The organism is Akkermansia sp. N21169 (assembly GCF_029854675.1).
GTDB lineage: Bacteria > Verrucomicrobiota > Verrucomicrobiia > Verrucomicrobiales > Akkermansiaceae > Akkermansia.
In genome coordinates, this window is sequence record NZ_JARWNC010000033.1 from 68,620 (window position 1) to 87,560 (window position 18,941).

The 18,941-nt window shown below is 49.0% G+C and carries 15 protein-coding genes; 6 read left to right on the plus strand and 9 right to left on the minus strand.

The features are described from left to right. Nucleotides 1–293: 293 nt before the first annotated feature. Nucleotides 294–1,649: an NADP-specific glutamate dehydrogenase gene (gene gdhA, locus QET40_RS04250; protein WP_280125929.1), complete on the plus strand. Its 1,356-nt coding sequence runs from the start codon at nucleotides 294–296 to the stop codon at nucleotides 1,647–1,649. Nucleotides 1,650–1,718: 69 nt separating this feature from the next. Here the strand turns inward: gdhA and QET40_RS04255 are convergent, their stop codons facing one another. Further along, nucleotides 1,719–2,201 carry a pyridoxamine 5'-phosphate oxidase family protein gene (locus QET40_RS04255; protein ID WP_280125930.1) on the minus strand — a complete coding sequence of 161 codons (483 nt, stop codon included), beginning with the start codon at nucleotides 2,199–2,201 and terminating at the stop codon, nucleotides 1,719–1,721. A gap of 160 nt (nucleotides 2,202–2,361) precedes the next feature. On the opposite strand from QET40_RS04255, the gene QET40_RS04260 reads away from it, so the two are divergent. Next, nucleotides 2,362–3,669: a hypothetical protein gene (locus QET40_RS04260; RefSeq protein ID WP_280125931.1), complete on the plus strand. Its 1,308-nt coding sequence runs from the start codon at nucleotides 2,362–2,364 to the stop codon at nucleotides 3,667–3,669. A gap of 175 nt (nucleotides 3,670–3,844) precedes the next feature. Further along, nucleotides 3,845–5,221 carry a hypothetical protein gene (locus QET40_RS04265; RefSeq protein ID WP_280125932.1) on the plus strand — a complete coding sequence of 459 codons (1,377 nt, stop codon included), beginning with the start codon at nucleotides 3,845–3,847 and terminating at the stop codon, nucleotides 5,219–5,221. Between the two features lie 33 nt (nucleotides 5,222–5,254). Here QET40_RS04265 and QET40_RS04270 read toward each other — a convergent pair whose 3' ends face one another. Next, the gene (locus QET40_RS04270; RefSeq protein ID WP_280125933.1) at nucleotides 5,255–6,160 is read right to left on the minus strand and encodes a metallophosphoesterase; all 906 of its coding nucleotides are present in this window, start codon (nucleotides 6,158–6,160) and stop codon (nucleotides 5,255–5,257) included. Nucleotides 6,161–6,369: 209 nt separating this feature from the next. On the opposite strand from QET40_RS04270, the gene QET40_RS04275 reads away from it, so the two are divergent. Together QET40_RS04275 and QET40_RS04280 are read left to right on the plus strand one after the other, a co-directional pair. Continuing rightward, nucleotides 6,370–7,752, plus strand: a complete 1,383-nt coding sequence (locus tag QET40_RS04275; RefSeq protein ID WP_280125934.1) for a serpin family protein — start codon at nucleotides 6,370–6,372, stop codon at nucleotides 7,750–7,752. Between the two features lie 80 nt (nucleotides 7,753–7,832). Next, the gene (locus tag QET40_RS04280) at nucleotides 7,833–9,005 is read left to right on the plus strand and encodes a serpin family protein (RefSeq protein ID WP_280125935.1); all 1,173 of its coding nucleotides are present in this window, start codon (nucleotides 7,833–7,835) and stop codon (nucleotides 9,003–9,005) included. A gap of 43 nt (nucleotides 9,006–9,048) precedes the next feature. Here QET40_RS04280 and QET40_RS04285 read toward each other — a convergent pair whose 3' ends face one another. Both QET40_RS04285 and QET40_RS04290 read right to left on the minus strand, forming a co-directional pair. After that, nucleotides 9,049–11,490: a c-type cytochrome gene (locus QET40_RS04285; RefSeq protein ID WP_280125936.1), complete on the minus strand. Its 2,442-nt coding sequence runs from the start codon at nucleotides 11,488–11,490 to the stop codon at nucleotides 9,049–9,051. Continuing rightward, complete coding sequence (locus QET40_RS04290; protein ID WP_280125937.1) at nucleotides 11,483–12,034, minus strand: hypothetical protein; 552 nt, start codon at nucleotides 12,032–12,034, stop codon at nucleotides 11,483–11,485. Before QET40_RS04290 ends, QET40_RS04285 begins: the two co-directional genes overlap by 8 nt. On the opposite strand from QET40_RS04290, the gene QET40_RS04295 reads away from it, so the two are divergent. Next, nucleotides 12,033–12,641 carry a hypothetical protein gene (locus QET40_RS04295; RefSeq protein ID WP_280125938.1) on the plus strand — a complete coding sequence of 203 codons (609 nt, stop codon included), beginning with the start codon at nucleotides 12,033–12,035 and terminating at the stop codon, nucleotides 12,639–12,641. The genes QET40_RS04290 and QET40_RS04295 overlap by 2 nt on opposite strands. A 118-nt stretch (nucleotides 12,642–12,759) precedes the next feature. On the opposite strand, the gene QET40_RS04300 is transcribed toward QET40_RS04295, so the two are convergent. The 5 genes from QET40_RS04300 to QET40_RS04320 all read right to left on the minus strand — a co-directional run bounded on the left by QET40_RS04300 (nucleotide 12,760) and on the right by QET40_RS04320 (nucleotide 18,938). Then, the gene (locus QET40_RS04300; protein WP_280125939.1) at nucleotides 12,760–13,422 is read right to left on the minus strand and encodes a cytochrome c; all 663 of its coding nucleotides are present in this window, start codon (nucleotides 13,420–13,422) and stop codon (nucleotides 12,760–12,762) included. A gap of 23 nt (nucleotides 13,423–13,445) precedes the next feature. Continuing rightward, nucleotides 13,446–15,467: an NrfD/PsrC family molybdoenzyme membrane anchor subunit gene (gene nrfD, locus QET40_RS04305; protein WP_280125940.1), complete on the minus strand. Its 2,022-nt coding sequence runs from the start codon at nucleotides 15,465–15,467 to the stop codon at nucleotides 13,446–13,448. A gap of 292 nt (nucleotides 15,468–15,759) precedes the next feature. Next, on the minus strand, nucleotides 15,760–16,821 hold the full coding sequence (locus QET40_RS04310) for a hypothetical protein (protein ID WP_280125941.1): 1,062 nt from the start codon (nucleotides 16,819–16,821) through the stop codon (nucleotides 15,760–15,762). Further along, nucleotides 16,818–17,960 (minus strand): glycosyltransferase, encoded by a 1,143-nt coding sequence (locus QET40_RS04315; protein WP_280125942.1) that lies wholly within the window; start codon nucleotides 17,958–17,960, stop codon nucleotides 16,818–16,820. Before QET40_RS04315 ends, QET40_RS04310 begins: the two co-directional genes overlap by 4 nt. 3 nt (nucleotides 17,961–17,963) lie before the next feature. Next, entirely contained in the window at nucleotides 17,964–18,938 is a 975-nt protein-coding gene (locus QET40_RS04320) for a glycosyltransferase (protein WP_280125943.1), read from the minus strand. Nucleotides 18,939–18,941: the final 3 nt, after the last annotated feature.

The following is an 18,941-nucleotide window of genomic DNA, read 5'->3' on the forward strand; positions in this document are numbered from 1 at the left end:
CCTCCGGAACCTCTCTCCCCCATCAAGAACGCTCCCGAACATACCTATTTGTTCAAAAGCCTGTTTTCGCCCTGTTCCCTGTTCTCCATTCAGAGCCCAAAGTATCCATACCAATCAATTTGGGGTCAGATGAAAAAATGAAACAAAAAAATATATTTTCTATTTTTGACCTGACCCCAATTACAAAATAGAATAAAATTTCTTGCTGAGTGAAACAAACTTGATAAAGAGTCGTCCCGCACCAGCGGTTCATCAAGTGACCGCTACAGAATCCACCATCCTTTATCAAATCCATGGCCCAGACCTATTCTCAGCGCGTTTTGGAAAACGTCCGTGCGAAAAACTCGCACGAACCGGAATTCCTTCAGGCAGTACAGGAAGTCCTTAACACGATCGATCCCGTGCTCGCTTCATCTCCGAAATATGAAGCCAATGCGATTTTGGAACGCATTGTTGAACCGGAACGCACCATCCTTTTCCGCGTTCCGTGGATCGATGACAAGGGCAACGTCCAAGTCAACCGCGGTTATCGCGTCGAGTTCAACAGCGCCATTGGGCCGTACAAGGGAGGTCTCCGCTTCCACCCGAGTGTCAACCTGGGCATCCTGAAGTTCCTCGGCTTCGAACAGGTTTTCAAAAACTCCCTCACCACCCTCCCCATGGGCGGAGGCAAAGGCGGCTCCGACTTCGATCCAAAGGGCAAGAGTGATAACGAAGTCATGCGTTTCTGCCAAAGCTTCATGATCGAGCTCTCCCGCCACATCGGAGCCAACACGGATGTTCCCGCTGGTGACATCGGTGTCGGTGGTCGCGAAATCGGCTACATGTTCGGCCAGTACAAGCGCCTCCGCAACGAGTTCACAGGCGTATTGACCGGCAAGAGCCTGAACTGGGGCGGTTCCCTGATTCGTCCGGAAGCTACGGGCTACGGCTGCGTGTACTTCGCCCAGAACATGCTTGCTACCCGCAACGACGACCTGCAGGGCAAGGTTTGCCTTGTGTCCGGTTCCGGAAATGTCGCCCAGTACACGGTTGAAAAGCTCAACCAGCTCGGAGCCAAGCCCGTAACCATGTCCGACTCCAACGGCTTCATCTACGATCCCGATGGCATCGACGCTGAAAAACTCGCCTGGGTCATGGACCTGAAGAACAACCGTCGCGGTCGTATCTCCGAATACGTGAAACAGTTCACGAAGGCTCAGTACTTCGAAGGCCAGCGCCCCTGGAGCGTTCCCTGCGATTGCGCTTTCCCGTCCGCCACACAAAACGAAATCAATGGCGAAGAAGCCCGCACACTCATCAAAAACGGTTGCAAGCTCGTTGCCGAAGGTGCCAACATGCCGACCGACCTGGAAGGTATCAACACCTACCTCGCAGCCAAGATCCTGTACGGTCCGGCCAAGGCCGCCAACGCCGGCGGCGTTGCCACCTCCGGTCTGGAAATGTCCCAAAACAGCATGCGCCTCTCCTGGACGCGTGAAGAAGTGGACCACAAGCTCAACAGCATCATGAAGAACATTCATGACAATGCGTTCAGCCACGCCAAGGAATTCGCTTCCGACCAGTCTTTCACCAACTACGTCATCGGCGCCAACATCGCCGGCTTCGTCAAGGTGGCCGACTCAATGATCGAACAAGGCGTTTGCTAAGCGTCCGTTCCGGGTTACAATCTCACTCGAAGGCCGTCCTGCGTCGTATTGCAGGGCGGCTTTTTCCGTCTATGCGTTCACAACTCTTTCCTTGACGGAATACGTCTCGGCCGTCAGGCAGAATACTTCCACGGCAGACGCCTCCTTTTCACTGAACGAACAATCCAGTCCGGCCTGATGGAGCATTAACAAAGCAAGTCCCTTCGCTTTCTCCTCGCCTTCCATGAAACGAACGTTCCCCCGCCCCATCACACAGGCATAACCGTAACCGTAATTGCATAGGGAAACGCCAGAAGGAGCTGGATCCAACTGATGGAAGCCATCCATCTCAAAAGACGCCCAGAGAGAAGCTTTCAACAAATCAATCTTCCGTCCGTGTCGCGAGGAGTGGAAATACAAACGCAATGTTTCATCCTTCCATTCCACTCCGAAATTAAGCGGAACAATGTAAGCTTCATTCTTATCGCACAAACCAAGGCGACAGACCTTGATCTGTCCGATGATTTCCCGTATCCGGATCGGATCCGTCACTTCCCTGTCCCGGCGTCTCATAGAGAGTAAGTGTATCAGAGCCGCTACCTCAGTCAATACTGTCCTGTCCCTAAAAGCGCACACATGTTTCCCTTCCATACCTTTGTTATCAATAATATTCCGATGGTGTCGTTTCAACCCCATTGACCTGAGAGGAGAAAACATAACATACTCAATGACAATGAATAAAAACACCAAGTTACACTGTGTCTTTCTGATAACACGCGGAGAAATAGTCGAAGGCAGTCAGGAACTCAACCGTCTCGGATACGATGTTGAAACCTACCCTACGACTCAGGACATCTCCTGCCTCCGGGATACCGTAGATACCGAACTATCCTCCATCTTCCCCTGGAAGTACGATTTGGATACCCCGTATGCACGTTCCCTCCGTAGCTCGTTCGTCCGCATGATTCTGGATCCGAGATTCGCAGACGACGATTTTATCATCTTCGGCGAGAGCGATGCTACACCCGTCACTGAAGCGGAAAAGCTCTATAACAGTCTCGCCTGGCATATGTCATGCTACCCGGAAACGGATATTTTCCGATTGTTCCACGACAAGCAGGTGACATGTCCGGCAGAACCGAGTAAACCGGAGGCCTACCAGTTCACACCGTTACCGCCAGGAACTCGCAGTAAACTTAACACCAGTGTCTGGGGAACCCATGCCCTCGTTATTCCCAGTGCTAAACGCCGGAAGATAGCCGACATTTTCCTGAACTACCGCCTCCCTACCGACAATGCCCTGGAGGCAGCCTGCTACCGGAAGGAACTCATCATGAGAATAGCCGGACATAATCACTTTTACCAAAAGCCACGTACTTTCCTATACGACAAGACAGTTTCCTACGCTTGCCGGGAACGTAAAATAGCACTGTGCCTTGCTATTACAAGGAAAGAACAGATCGAAAATCTGTATCGGCAAATCGAATCGTTCATGCATCAGTCCTACAGATCCTTCCATATCTTCGTTGCCGTCAGCGGTATCACGGAGGAGTATTTCCACAGGTACGTTATCCCCCATGTTTTCCATGGGATAAACGAAGAGCTCCTGACATTACGTCTTTTCCCGGACAGCAACCAGGCAACCGCTTTTGCCAATACCGTTCGGAATATGGACATTTCCGGATACGAGCTATTCGTCCGTCTCAATCCCTCCGAAAACTACCACATCGACATTCTGAGTTTTATCAACGCCTTCCATACCGGGATGCCTCAATTTTATTCGAGTTACTTCGAGCAAAGGCCCTCCCATCAAAGCATCACGTTTACTCTTCAGCCTCGTGCCATGGGCGCATTCATGGACTTTGAACGCAACCCGGAATCCATTCCCGGTCTAATTCCAGCCATCCCTCCGGAACAACAAAACCAGTATAAGAACACTCCCGAACTGCTTCTCGACAATATCACGAGCCGTCTTGGAAGAAGAAACATGACTTCTTATCTGGAAAAACTCTCGCAACAAATTAAATGCGTTCTCCCGTAAAAATTCGCAATAATCGAACAAAAAAACAACTGTTCCAATCAAGAACAGATTGACAATCCAGATGGCATGTGCTGAATGATGATAAAACGGCCTTCATTTTCCAGATTATCTTCAATTTTTCCACCATCTCCATTCCATGATTCCGTCAGATCTCCTTTTTCCTGACCAGTCCACCATGAAAAAAATCCCTATCATCATCACTGGTACCCTCCTGACGACTCTCGGATTCTGGTTCTTCTGCCCGGAATACGGCTCCGGGTATTCCGAGGAACAACGCGAACTTTGGAATGAACGATTAAAGATTTTTCCTGCTATTTGCCAACCCGGATTGAATCCCGATCAACAGGGACCGTTTACTTTGCAAACAAACGCCAATTTGTTTCAGATATTCTCAGGTCAAACTAGTGATCACATCAATGAATACATCAGGAATAAAATCGACCATGATCATGTACTCAAACAACAACAGACCAATTTGCGTGACCGGTTAGCACCCGATTGTGATTTTGCAGTTCATCCTCCTTCCTCCCAGGGAGGAGGAGTTCCGACAGAAGGTCTTCCCCTCCCTACTCTCAAAAAACTAGCCGACGAAGGAAACTGGGAGGCCTGTTATTATTATCTTCTCCGTCAGGAGTCCGAGGTAGATTCAAACCGTGAAAAACACTTTATTCAAATGTCCAGGGAAGAACAGTCCCTTGTCATTTATTATCTTGCACTTGCCGCCCGAACGAATCATGCAGCCTCTGTTTTTTTACTTCGCTATATTCAGGAAATAAACAAGATAATGTTTGAAAAAAATCGGCAACTCGCTCCTGCCCACAAGCCTCCGGGGAAAAATTTACTTTCTGAAATACTCTATCCATCTCTTGATTCCGTCGCAGGTTATGAAGACTTCCGTCAGCAACTGTTTCAAGGAGACATTTTAAGCTATATCATGTTGGAATACCTGACACCCGGCAATATCCATGCCCCTGAAAAAGAACAACTCTGCCAAATACTCCTCCAGCAGGAAAAACAAGGCGATTCCCGAGCTCCAGGTAAACTTGCCAGGATTTTATTCGCCCAATTTCAACAGAAAAGTTTATATGCCCACATCAATGAGAAGGAAACCAGGAAGAGGCTGGATAGCCTGGTCTCACGGATTCCCCTGGTATCCAAATGCTCGTTGAAACATCAAGATATTGTGAAGAGCTATCTCGTCAAATGGGGGATCTTCACACCTAACGACTGCGCTGGATGGAAGGACTATTGCGAAGCATCCCGCTTTGCCTACAAAAGCGCCCAGCAAGGCGATCTCACGGCAATGTACCTCTGGCTGCGATTCGGACTCAATAGCCTCGACTCATTCACCCGGGAAGAATGGGAAAATATTTCCGTCTTTTCCCGTCGCCTCCTTGATGTCGGCTACATCCCCTTCCTGGAACTAATGAGTCAACACCGTTCACGAACCACGTCCAGGCTTCATAATGTATTGAATTCCTATTACAGCCGGAAATCCCTAGACGCACTCTACGCCAAATGTGCTGCAATTGCGCCCACCGGATGCCAATAAGAGAAGAAGGTATCAGGAATGCAGCAAGGAGGATTAATCCTTCTTGCCCAGGGATGACAGGGGGATTACACGGAACTTGGCCCTTCCCTGGCCCTTGATGGAAATGGCTTCGGGCGTAACTTTCACCACGGCATAGGCAGTAGTCTTTTCTGTTTCGATCATCCCTTCCAGTGTTATACAGGAAATCCCCCTGTACTCGCCATAAGCCCCAGCATGGTGATGGCCGCTGATCACGGCTTTGACGCATGGATAAGAGGAAAGGATGTTCAGGATCTCCTTGTCGTTCAATGCCGTCAACCCAATGGGGGGATAGAGGGGATGATGGGAAAACACAAGGACTTGTTCTCCTTTGTCCCGAGCTTCACGCAATTGGGTGTCAAGCCACTGCAATTGTTTGGAACTGACCCCTCCATTATATGTCTGCCCATTATTCCTCTTCTCCAAGGCAATGATCTTCTCCATCTGCTCCAGCTCAGCTTCCTTCCATGTACCACCGCAATTGGAATAAGAAGCTATCTCATTCGTATTCAACATAATCAGACGCCACCCATTCCGTAAAACCGAATAATATTCGCCGGGCATGCCCAACAGACGGTATAAAGTTTCATTATTCTTCAGTCCCTTGTAATCATGATTGCCCGTTATATGATACAAAGGTGCCCGAAGCTTGGCAAACCGTTCCAAAACAGGAGCCAAATCATTCTGGCTCCGGTCCACAGAGTCCCCCAAGTTCACCGTAAAAGCAACCTCCGCCTCATTAAAGGCAGTAATACATTCCTCCAGCTTCGATAAAGAATTACGGTAAAACCGAGCCCGGTTGGCATCACAATCCCCATACTGGATATCGGCCACCAAACCGAAGCAAAATGAATTGCCTCCGTCTCCTCCACTAGCCCCCGAAGAAGCCAACCCCAATATACCCAGGCAACAGTAACACATCGTTTTTAAAACTCCCATCATCTCCTGATATCATGGGAAATTACGTTTCCTTGGCAAGGAGAAACAGACAGACTTATTCACACAATTAAATCAGGAGACCAATTTTTGTGAATATATAATAAGAGAAGCTCGTATCAAGCCGTCATTCAGCTCCCCCCTTTTGCATACAGAAGTGAACATGGCTGGTTTCCGGATTGTCTCACAGGCATATGAAGAAGTCCCGTTTATTGGCGCTTTCGATGGGAACAGTGCTAACTCTCACCATGCTGCCGGGTAACAGTGCTAGTCCGGAGCAAGCCCTGATAGAGAAGGATACAACCCGGAGCAATGCCCTAGGTCTTCTGGTTCTCAAGCGCATGTTCGATCAGAAGGTGTCGCCGGATGGCAATATCGTGCTGTCACCGGCTGGAATAGCATCCACTCTGGCAATTCTCCAGCCGGGTTCCCGCGGTGATACGAAAGATGCCCTGGATCATGTGCTTGGTCAATCTACGGATGGAGTACAAGCTTTTCAGGTATGGCAAAATATCCGGCAACACAACCGGATTGCCTTTCGGCAGGCGGAACGGGTGTTTCTTTCCAACAAGTTTGCAATTGATGACTTTTACCCATCCCAGGCGATGGTTACCCGGCTTGACCTTGCACAAAATCCGGAACAATCCACCCAATCTATCAATCAATGGGTTGCCCAGCAAACGAATGGTGCGTTCCAGCTTACTCTAACGGATGGCTCCGTTGGTGAACAAACTCCCATGGTTGCCGTTGGAGCTTTTACATTCTCGGGCATTTGGGAAACTCCTTTTCCGGCAAGTTCCGTCACGAAAGGCAACTTCCGGGTCGGTTCGCAAAATGTCGAGACAAGCATGATGACTCATGAAGTCCGGGCAACCTATGCAACAACCCCGGATTACACAATGCTGGCCCTTCCCTATGCCCCTCGAACAACGGACGGCAAAACGCCATCTTCAACTCCGCTCTTGATGGTAATGATCATGCCCTCCGAATCATCGACATTGCGGAATTTCCTGCGCGACCTGACACCGGAGAAACTCCAGGGCATTCTTCCCTCCTCCCCTCCCTGCAAAGTCCGAGCCACAATACCCGCATTCAAAACCGTCACGGCCTATTCCCCTTCGTTGAAACCGTTTCTGGAGTTCGCGGGACTGGGGGTTTTGTTTTCTCCGTCTCAAGCCGATTTTTCGGGGTTGGTTGCAACGCCTCCGGCAACCCCGCTTTTCCTGGGAGATTTCTATCAGCAATGCATGGTGACGGTAACAGCGGTAAATGATGCTCAAAATCCTCCAGAGCCCCTCTCCGGAACATCATCCCCGGAAGAAGCATCCTCCACAGTCATTCCTGCTATCCGTATCGACCGTTCGTTTTTCTGGTGCATTTATGACCCGAACACCGGCAATATCATTTTCATGGGAACGGAAGAAGATCCCAGCCGCTTGATTCCCAATCCCTACGATCAGGAAGAGAATCAAAACAATCTTTCGGAACCTGATTCTCTCTCCCCTCTCAATCGGCTCCATCGTCAGGAAAGGGATCATGCTCTGGAAAAACTCCAGACCGCACCAACGGAGTCCTAAGTCTGGAGCACTACCCCAGGACCCGTGAATTTTATTTTCTGCTTGTTCATGTCATGAACTGTATTCATAGATGGTACTGAATGAATACGATTCCTCGCTTCATCCTCCATACGACGCTTTGCCTGAGTCTCCTTGCCCTTCCCTTGCTCCACGGAGAGGAAGCCCCCTCTCTACCGGCAGTCAACCAACTTGGGTTCCATGTCTTCAAGTATTTCTCACAACAGCAGAAAGAATCCTACAAATCGTTCACGTTCTCACCTTTGAATATGGTCTCCTCTCTGGAACTCATCAAGGGATTGTCTCCGGAGTCCTCCCGACAACAAATTGAAACGATACTGGGAAGCGGTAAAAATTACGATACCCTTACCCAATGCCTTCCCCGGCAAAATTCACGGTCTCATACAGCTACAACGAATTTTTTCCTCTTCATCAACAACAAGTTCAAAATGCCGAAAGGCTATCCCTATACGAAACTTGCCGTCCGAAAGGATTTCACGCATGGAGACAAGCTCGTTGAGGAAATAAATCAATGGGTTCAGTATAAATCGGAAGGCGGTTTTACTTCATCGTTCACCCCGGAACAAATACATCCTCAATTGCGTTTCATCCTCACAAGCATCCTTGATGTTCGCCTGACGTGGGAATTCCCCTTCTATCGCAATAAAACTAAAAATTCAAAATTCTATATTGCACCCGGACATTCCCTAATCGTCCCCATGATGAAACACGATTTACTTCCCTGTGCCCATGGGAAGGAAGAAGGATATTCCTTTGTATCCATTCCCTGCAAACCCAATCCGGATGGTCATCAGATTGCCATGACTTGCATTATGCCGACGACCCGTCAGTCACTCCAAGATTTCATTGCCCGGCTCACTCAGGAACAGCTGAAGAAGATCCTGGCAACTCCAAAGTCAGATCAGAATATACAAGCTTACATTGTCCTGTACTTACCCCGTTTCGGTAACAAATCGAAAGCGATGGATATGATCAGTCCAGTGTCAAGCTTTCCGGCCTTGGAGGGATGTTTCACCACATTGCCCGAAGAAAGAGGCATCTGGAAACAGAGCTGTATCATCCGTGTCAGTGAAGAGGGAGTAAGGGCTCGCGCCATAGATGAATCGACGGATCCATTCGGAGGCGGAACGCAAACCTATATCTTTAACCGTCCCTTCATGTGGGTCATCCATGATACGACGGAACCGCTCATGCTCTTCATGGGCGTATTTTCCCCTCAACCGACAAAGAATTAAGTTCCAAGCCACCTCCGGCCGGGAACAGGTAGAAAAGAAAAGCTTACGGTTCCGAAACCCGGTAAGGTTCATCACCATACTGCCGCCACCAGTCCCGAACCTGGTCAACTGAAATTCGGGGGGATTCAGATGTCCCGAAACGACGGCGCACATAGGTCATCACGGCAGCAGCTTCTTCCGGGGAGGAGATTCCGGGGGGCAGCATGGTAGTATCCCACGTTTTTCCGGCCACCGGGATTTTTCCCGTAACGCCATTGCGAACGATGCGCGCCATGATCGACGGTTCTTTCGCGATCCATTCGGATTGTTCAAGCGGCGGGTAATTAACACCGTCGCCTCGTCCATCGGCACCATGGCAAAGAGTACACTTCGTCGAGTAAAGCTGTTTACCTTTTTGCATCACGAGGACATCGAGGGCTTGTTCCTTCCGGCTGGTATCAATTGCAGGAAGATTGCGTGCGTAGGAGGCCTCGACAAAGGGACGGGCATGAAGTTCAGCATCAGGCACAACCTGGGCAATGCCTTGCAACATCTCCGCCCGCGTCACGTTCCCGCGTTTCAAAGTACGCAGGTAGGCAACAAGATGACGGATTTTCTCTCCGGGTACAACGATCGTTCCGGGAGGACTCTGAATAGGCAGAGAATCCGCATGCGATTGTCCGGCTTGTTCCTCCACCACATCGAACCATTCGGCCAGCGAAGGACACAACGAACCGGTACGTCCAAAACGACGGTCGCGCGGGTTATACAGGTGTAGCATCAACCATTCCTCGGGACGGGCGACAGGTTCTCCCTGACCATCCTGATTGGTAAAGCGGACGCGTTGTTCCGCCCAAGCCCCCAACTGGAACAAGTCCGGTCCCAGGCGTACCCAGCCCAAGTGAGGAAGCCCTTCCCCGGCCGGACGAGACCAGTCCTCCGGTTCGCTGACACGGGCAACACCGTCCCCATTCCCATTCTGGTACACGGATTCCTGAAGATCTTTCCCGTCGGGAAGACGCCGGACAATTTGAGTATGGCAAACGCCACATCCGGATGAAGCATAAAGAGCAGCGCCCTGTCGATCAGCACCCGGGCGTTTGGAAACCAAACCGCCACCCCCAGTAACCGGGGAAAGCTTCCCGACAAAGGACATCACAGGCACGACACACCCTGCCGCCAACACAACCGGCAGAACCCATCCGGGCAGCCATCTTCCTCCCCCATTCCTTTCGGAGCAATCCCTCCTTCCCCGGTCACCAGCTGCCGGCTCCATCCCACCGGAAGTTTTCCCCCGGTATGCAAGTCGGACTTCTCCCATGGCAAAAGCCATCCACAAAAGCCAGGCAACGGCATAGCCGGACGAAACGATCACAAGCCCCAGATCCAGCAGCGTCGTCTGCTTGTCCCCTCTCGCGTACTCGCCCGGTAGTAAAGCCGTGGCCGAAAACACAAACACCAGCAAAAACACGACAACACCAATCCCCAGACACCAGCGGGTCCACTTTGCGGAACACCCCGTCATCAAGGGAACAGCTACAGCCAACACAAGCGTCGCATCCACAACATACCAATTCATCGGCGAAAGTTGGAACACTCCGGCTCCGTCAGGCACTACAATCAGGGCAGCCCCCCACAGGCACAAACTCGCCAGCCAGAAACCCGACAGGCGCCGAGCCCCTCCCCTGCCCCTCATCAGGGCAGTCAGAATCACCACCAGCAAAGCACCTCCCCCCAGCCACACAGATGAACCGGGGGAACTCCATACACCATGCGCAACAGGCATATACCATGATCCGGAATCCCCGGCATACGCCGCCAACAGGAGCATCGGCACCCACACGTGCCAGCCTTGCACACCGGACCACTTCAAAAACAAGGCACTGCCGCACATCGCAGCTCCAATACACCACGCCTGCTTCAACCACCCGAAAACAACGAATTGACCGTCCGCCCCCGTCACACCGTCCGACAAACTCCAGTATCCCGCCGCCATGCACCCCCATACCAGCCCCAAGGCAACCACACAAGGCACCATGCCTGTTCCGCGTTCTCCCTTCCGGACAAGCAGAACAACCTGCAATACCCCAATCACGAGCAACGCGGGCATCACCCACGGAGCAAACGGCATTACGGGAACGCCGCTGCCGGATCCGACAAGAACGCTCAGTGTCCCCAGGGCGACACAAAAAGACCACAAAACAGTCAACAACCGTTCCCCTCCGGACATCGGCCCGCCCACCCCACTCCCGGCCACGGCCCGGGACATCCCCATCAGGCACGACCAGCCAAAACCATACAACATCACCCCTTCCCTCGCCAAAACAAGCAACCCGATATTGGCAATATCACCGCCGGCCAGTCCTGCCAACACATCTACCACGGTGGCTGACTGTGCCATCCCCAGCAAACATGCCACGGCAAGCCAGGCCAGGCAGCATAGCCACCACATGCGTCCTGAAGAATCCTTCCCATTGTCATGCATCACACAAGAACGATCATTCATTGCGCCCCCCCTTCTCTTCACTCCGGCTCCGGGCCAGCGCCCCCAGCACCATCAATCCGGCAATCATCACGGTTGCCACCCCGGCCAGACTGGCAAACATCCCGTCCGAGGAAGAAATCCCCTCTGCCGGAGCTACCAGCCAACACGCCTCCAATAACGAAAATGCAACAATAAGAACCGACAACGCCCGACAACCCGGAGCACTTCGGCGAACGCCAGGCAACATCAAACAGACAGCCGGTACCAATATCCCTCCCGCCATTGCCCACACACCACATACACTCCATCCATCAGCCAACCTCGGGGCCATCCACCCCTGCTCCGCCGGAAGCTGTGCATACCAGACCAACATATACTGGGAATAGGCAAAATACGCCTTGAACAACAAAGCCGCCAACAACAGGGACGCCATCGCATTGCCGGGACTTCGGCTTATTCCCCCGGCATTCATCCCCGTACGGGACCATGCTCCCTTCCCCACAAAAAGCATGGATGCAGCCAACCCGGCTACGCCTGCATAAGCCACCATATACAGCGGCCCCATGGAAGAAATCCAGCCGGAGGGCAACATCAGAACCCAATCCACCCCCATCAATCCAATCACTACAACCAAAAACGGCAAAGCAATTGCAGCCCCCGTCCTCAACCTCCTCTCGGCTCCCAAAGCAATCGAACCGGTTCCAGCCCGCCGCCACACAAAAGCAAGCCCCGTCAACAATGCAAAGTACGCCAGCTGGCGTCCCATGAAAAATGGCACATTCAACCACCAGGACAACTCCGCCAACCGCCCCTCTCCTGCCGCCTCCAAGGCCATTCTACGCCAAGGGGAATCCCCTGACAGCCACGCTTCCTTCAACACATCGCGAGCCGTACCTGCCCATGGGAAAAGTACCGGCAGCAAACAAAACACCACGCACAGCATTCCAAGCCACGCCCCCGACCCGGCCAGCCCCAGCCGAGTCCAAACATCCCTTACAGGCACACTCCAACGGGCTCCTGCCACCTGTGCCACGGCAAACCAGAACAAGGCTCCCGCCGACAAGCATGCCCCCCACATCCCGACCGACATGAACGCCGCCCCCAACGGTTTTCTCAACCATGCCAGACGAATCCCAGCCAACGAGACATCATCCCACGGCATCGCCACATAACACTGGCGAAACAGCGAGCATAACAAAACAGCAACCCCGACAAAAACGCACAAAACCAGGGAACGGGGAATTCCGCGGAATCGTACCCTTCCGGATTCTGACTTCTTCTCCAACTCACTCATCGTGAAAGTCCTCCTTCCTCATCTTGCACAATCCCATCCGCCTTTGTGCTCCGTCCGTCCCCCCCGCCGGGAAATACGGAAGAGGAAGCGCCGTACAAATACCTTACCCATAGAGCCGCCTGCCACATTTCATCCACCGTCAGCGCTGTCCCGAACGCAGGCATGTTCCCCTGCCCGAACGCCGCACTTGCAAAAATCTTGCCAAGAGGATAACGCTCAAACTTTCGGTCATCAAAAGGCAAAATCGCCGGATACCCCTGATACAAAGCCACCGGTCCCTTCCCCTGACCATCCTCCCCGTGGCAACAGGCACAATGCCGGTCATAAATAATCTTCCCACGCTGCGTCAACTCGCGAACCGGCATCACAGACGTTAACTCGACAGGAACCGTATCCCCAAAACTTCCGGCCCGCTTCCCCGTTTCCAAATACCCTCCGCCGGATCTCGGGAACACAAGCTCCCCCGTCATCCCCGGAGCAGGAATACCGACCGGCTGCACATGAGGAGGTACTGTCATCACCGTCCGTCCCTGCTCCTCAACCCGGCGTTGGGAATCAAGTCGCTCCTGTGTCACATGGTTATCAAACAAATAATCCGCAGATCCGTGTCCGGAATCATCCCGGAACACCACCCATCCCGCAACAAGGGCCAAAGCCACAGCCGCAACAATCCAGTCCCTCCTCATCGTCCCTCAGCCTCCCTTCCATCTACACGGTCTCCCCCCGCGCTCTCTTCACCGGCATCACGGCACAACACCGTATAGGACATTCCCTCCGCTTCCAGCAAAGCAGTCACCAGGCTCCGGGAACAACCCGGCACCTGCATCACAAAATCACATCCTTCTTCAGTACGGATAACACCTTCCTCCACCTCCCCGAACATCCCCCGCCTCCGACTCAGAAAACCACCCTCCACCAAAAAACCGAAAACAAGAGCAAGGCCGGCACCCAGCAACATCCCCTCAAAAATCCCAGGTACATACCCCGGCCACATCCCCCATCCCTGGACACGCCCTTGAACCACCAGAGGATCCGCCAGTACCTGCGTCACATACAACCACCCGACCACGACAGCCACACCGATCCCCCCGCCGCACACACCCCAAACCGACAACCTGCGTCCACGCGTTACCCCGCCATGCCACGCCTCATCCAGACGCACCGCCTCACAAGGATACGGAGCCGACACGGCGACTACATGCATCCCATTCGCGGCAGTCACAGACTTCACCGCCCGGAGCAAGCCATCTTCATCTCCAAAAGCAAAGAAAGTCCCGCCCCCTGATTCCTCAGGTACTTCCCCCGGATTTTTCACCATCGCCCTCTCTGCACCGACATCGCCCCCACCGACAGGCTCCTTCACACCAGACTGCAAATGCGACCTCATTTCACACAGGGAAAAAAACGGAGCCACCTTCATCATCCCCATATACATCGCCACAAAAAGCCCCAGCGCACCCACCGCCATCGCCACATCGACCGAAGTCGGCACATACTGTGAATCCATCGCCTTCCAAAGACCATGTTCCAGAGAACGAACGACAATCAGCCAACGCTCCGACCACATCCCGACCAGCACACAGCATGCCACCGGAACAACCACCCACGGAGAACGCCGCCAGCGCTTCACCCAGAACAACTGCGGAACCACCACATTGCACGCCGCCATCATCCAGAACACAGGATCGCCGCACCTCGCCGCCATCATCCCCCACGCATTCCCTCCCGACAACAAAGCCGTCCCTGCCTCCCAGAAATACATCACAGCCATCACCAGGCTCAATCCCAGCACAAACCGCGACGTCATCCCCACCACACGCGGCGTAATATACCCCCCCACAGCTGCCGGAGACAACTTGCGCACCGTCAGCAAAATCAACTGAACCATCGCCATACCGCTCAAAATCGCACCCGCCACAAAATACGGAGGAAACATCGTCTCATGCCATCCATGCACCTGCGTCACCGCAAAATCAAAACTCACCACCGAATGCACCGACACCACGAGAGGAGTCAACACCACGGCCAGCAGCACACTGCACCGTTCATAAACAGCCCATTGCCTCCCGGAACCGTTCCACCCCAGCGACAGCACACCGTAGAGCCTCCGCCTCCATGGCGACGAACAACGATCCCTCAAGACCGCACAATCGGGCACCAGCCCCATCCCCCAATACAAAACCGACAAGGAAAAATACGTACTCACCGCCAGCACATCCCACACCAGAGGCGACGACAAATCCGGCCACACACCCGACACCTCCGGCAAGGGAGACACCATCCACGCCATCCAGATACGCCCCACATGCACCACCGGGAAAATCGCCGCGCACACCACAGCGCACAAAGTCATCAACTCCGCCCCCCGTGCAATCGGACTCCGCCAATGCTGCCCCGTCAGCAAAAGCACCGCGGAAATCAACGTCCCGGCATGCCCCAGGCCGATCCAAAACACAAAATGCACGATATCCAGCCCCCACGGCACATCATTCGTCACCCCAAGCACCCCGACACCTTCCGCACCGATACGCCAGGCGCTCCAGCCCAGTCCCCAGACTGCCGCCACCACAGCCAAAGCAAACAAACACCGCCACAAAAGCCCCGTCCGTGCTTCCATCGATGCCACGACGGCCTCGACCATCCGGCGCACGGCCGCATGATCGTTTGTGGGGACAACTGGGTCGTCAGAGTGCTCGTTCATCATCACGGTGACAATAATGAATCAAAGAGTACATGCCACACCTCGCCCGTCAATCAGCAAAAGCCTCCCCCCCGTGCCTCATCTCCGTCATTCCCCACCCAATTCTCTGGAATACGGCAAGATACATCTCTCTGTACTCACAGGCTATCTGCATTTCTTTAGTATTAGACAAGAATCGTCCTATCAACCATAAAACAAGACCTTTCCTCATTTTGGACGGAGGTAGCTATTATCGTCCTAAGTTGTTCCTACCCCGGGAAAACAGTAGAACATACTTTCCATAACTACTCGGATTTTATGATTCGTCTGAAGAATTCTGATTCTCCATAAGATCCTTGAAAATATAGTCTTCGCCAAATTCCCGTTGTAGCTGATAAGAGCTTCTTGTCAATGGATCACGAATAACGTTTCTGCGAATAACCTTTGCAGGATTACCGGCAAGAATTGTATATTCTTCCGTAAATCTTTTAGTAACAACAGCACCCCCACCTACAATCGTATGGGGAGGAATTGAAGCATTTTTTGTAAAGCGAACCCCATGCCCAATCCAGGAATGATCTCCAATCTCAACCGAATGTGTTGTCTTATTCAAAATTTTACCTGTTTTCCTGTCAATAATAGCATGTCCATCCGCTCCCCAAATGCCAATAATTTTTGAAATATTACAATCCTTCCCTATGTGGCATGACCCTGATTCATCCAAAATTATTTTTCCACCCCATATTCGAGACAAATGACCTATTGAAAATTTTTGATTCCCACCTGTTATACATTGTAAAAAAACATTATGAAATATGCTAGGAGAATCCAGTAATATATCAACTCCATCAATCTTAATTCCTTTATTTCCAATTTGAATTGAAGAACGATAAAAATTTATTGGCATATTAATGCGAATAGAATTATTATTACCATTAATATAAATATTCAATCCTGGAATTGAATCTCCATCAAACACCTCTTTCTCAACCCCATTCTCAACCAGATAAATATGATTATTTACCCCGCAAACGTGATTAAACGAACTAAAAAAACAATCCCTGTTAATCTTTGATACGAAATAATTTATATCATTATCTATTTTATTCATGAGATTATTTATCTCCATATCCAAATAATGGAAAATATTATCAGAATTCGATTTATTTTTATATTGTATTAATAAATCGTTTTTATCAACTTTTTCGCAGAGATATTCAACCCTATTATAGAGAGATTCGATCCTATCATATAAAAAATCAACTCTATCAAGTATTCCTCTTTTTGAAGTTTTTCTTACATAGTCACGGAATTTATGTCGTAAATTTCGTGATGGAATAAACATCGATAAAATTTTAGTAAAAAAAGGTATATTCATAAATCATCATTACAATTCAGTACAGTATTTTCAAGATTATTAACCTTATCAATTATTTTATCCTGCATTAATAAAACTTGATTTATTTTCATTTCAAGTATAAAATTATATCTAATAAATTTAAATTTAATTCCCAATATTCGAATTAACTTCCATTCATTATGATTTCTTATAGAAAATATTTTCTGCCAAAATGTATAATACTTTATCCCTTCTATCTTTGACCATCTGGAATTAATCAAACATCCAATTAAGCTGGAGTCATTCTTATTAAATCCTAATTCACGAAGCATATTCCTGGATTCTGAAAGAACAAGATTCCTGCTCTTTTTTGCGACATTAAAATACGAAAAATAAAAACACATTGCAAATAATCTCTCAAACAATTCCATAGTATTGTTCTGAAGTGATTTTTTACTTGCAAACACATAAGCATCTCGAAAAGAATATAAGTGATCAATTGCCAGATTCCCACTTTTGTCAAATGTATTTGACATAGTAGAACCTTCTCTTCTGATATAATGGTAAAATTTATTTTTTATAAAAAATGCTTTTCTCGAAACAATAAAATATTTGCAGAAAAAAGAAAAATCTTCATATTTAATTCCATTTGGAAAAAACACATTATATTTTTTTATGACATCCATCCTGAAAATTTTATTACATGGAGATACATCCACATTCAAAATAACATCAGAATTAATATCAACAACTCCAGAATATTTGATTTTATAATATTCTTCATCATCTCTTCTCTTTTCCAGAAGAAAATCACCTTCCACGGAAATACCAAAACAGACGACATCTATATTTTCCTTAAAATATTGAAGTGACACTTCATAGGTTTCAGAATCTAAAAAATCATCTCCATCAACAAATGTCACAAATCTACCACGAGCTTTTTTAAGCCCGGAATTTCTAGCTACTGCCTGACCTTTATTTTTTTGATTTATTATTGATATTCTATTATCATATTGAGCCATTTTTTGCAAAACGAACAAACTATTGTCAGTAGATCCGTCATTGACACAAATAATTTCTATATTTCTATATGTCTGAAAAATTAGACTATCCAGACATTTTTCAATATATTTTTCAACATTATATATAGGGATAATAACCGATAATAGAGGATTCATAATTTATATGAAAGTTTTCGTCTTTCTAAATAGGAAAGGAAATAATGCAATTTTTAAAACAGTTATTTTTTCATTTTTTGTGAAATATTTTCTAGAAATATTCAAAGATATTAAATCACGCCACAATTCCTTGGACCATACTTTTAAAAACTTATATTTGTATGGATACGACAATCGGGAATGATTCCAGGCATAACAACCATATTTTAATCGAGGAACAACTTTTCGCAAGGTATTATATAAAAATGGATTAGTTTTAATAAATCGTTCAATTTCATTAAACTCTTCACAGACACAGAATACTTTGCTCGGGGAATTAACAGATGATGATTCATTATCTATTCTATAATGAAGTCCGGGATAATCCATAAGTATAAAATTCCTGGAACAAGCATAAGTTTTAAATGCAAACGAAGTATCTTGATAGGAAGCTCCAGGAGTTTCCAAAAATCTGATAGAATTTGATTCTATCATATCCCTCTTGTAAATAGCTGACCAAATTGCAGGAGCCTGGTAAAACGGGATAGGGTTTTTCAGTGGATCAAACATTATATTCTGAGGGATCCAAGACAAATCGATTAAATCATTTTTTCTCTCTTTTGATTTATAAAAATAATAATGGCACCTCACTATATCCAGATCATATTCTTTTGCTTTCTTATACAAAATTTCGAACATATCCAGTTCTACATAATCATCAGACTCGACAATTCCAATATACTCACCTTTTGCAAGCTCCAGGCCATGATTCATGGCTTTTCCATACCCACCATTTTCCTGATGTACAGCTCTTATCCTTGAATCCTGTTGAACATATTTATCAATAATATCAGGACTTGTATCAGTCGATCCATCGTTGATAATTATAATTTCTATTTCTTGCAAAGTCTGATTGACTATTGAATTCAGGCATTCAGAGAGATATTTTTCCACATTATACACAGGAACAATAATTGAAACCTTTGGAATACTATTCATAAC

Coding starts and splice junctions, on each gene's coding strand:
- gdhA (WP_280125929.1), top strand. CDS start 294: ATGGCCCAGACCTATTCTCAGCGCGTTTTGGAAAACGTCCGTGCGAAA.
- QET40_RS04255 (WP_280125930.1), bottom strand. CDS start 2,201: ATGAGACGCCGGGACAGGGAAGTGACGGATCCGATCCGGATACGGGAA.
- QET40_RS04260 (WP_280125931.1), top strand. CDS start 2,362: ATGAATAAAAACACCAAGTTACACTGTGTCTTTCTGATAACACGCGGA.
- QET40_RS04265 (WP_280125932.1), top strand. CDS start 3,845: ATGAAAAAAATCCCTATCATCATCACTGGTACCCTCCTGACGACTCTC.
- QET40_RS04270 (WP_280125933.1), bottom strand. CDS start 6,160: ATGTGTTACTGTTGCCTGGGTATATTGGGGTTGGCTTCTTCGGGGGCT.
- QET40_RS04275 (WP_280125934.1), top strand. CDS start 6,370: ATGAAGAAGTCCCGTTTATTGGCGCTTTCGATGGGAACAGTGCTAACT.
- QET40_RS04280 (WP_280125935.1), top strand. CDS start 7,833: ATGAATACGATTCCTCGCTTCATCCTCCATACGACGCTTTGCCTGAGT.
- QET40_RS04285 (WP_280125936.1), bottom strand. CDS start 11,490: ATGAATGATCGTTCTTGTGTGATGCATGACAATGGGAAGGATTCTTCA.
- QET40_RS04295 (WP_280125938.1), top strand. CDS start 12,033: ATGGAAGAAATCCAGCCGGAGGGCAACATCAGAACCCAATCCACCCCC.
- QET40_RS04290 (WP_280125937.1), bottom strand. CDS start 12,034: ATGGGGCCGCTGTATATGGTGGCTTATGCAGGCGTAGCCGGGTTGGCT.
- nrfD (WP_280125940.1), bottom strand. CDS start 15,467: ATGATGAACGAGCACTCTGACGACCCAGTTGTCCCCACAAACGATCAT.
- QET40_RS04310 (WP_280125941.1), bottom strand. CDS start 16,821: ATGAATATACCTTTTTTTACTAAAATTTTATCGATGTTTATTCCATCA.
- QET40_RS04315 (WP_280125942.1), bottom strand. CDS start 17,960: ATGAATCCTCTATTATCGGTTATTATCCCTATATATAATGTTGAAAAA.
- QET40_RS04320 (WP_280125943.1), bottom strand. CDS start 18,938: ATGAATAGTATTCCAAAGGTTTCAATTATTGTTCCTGTGTATAATGTG.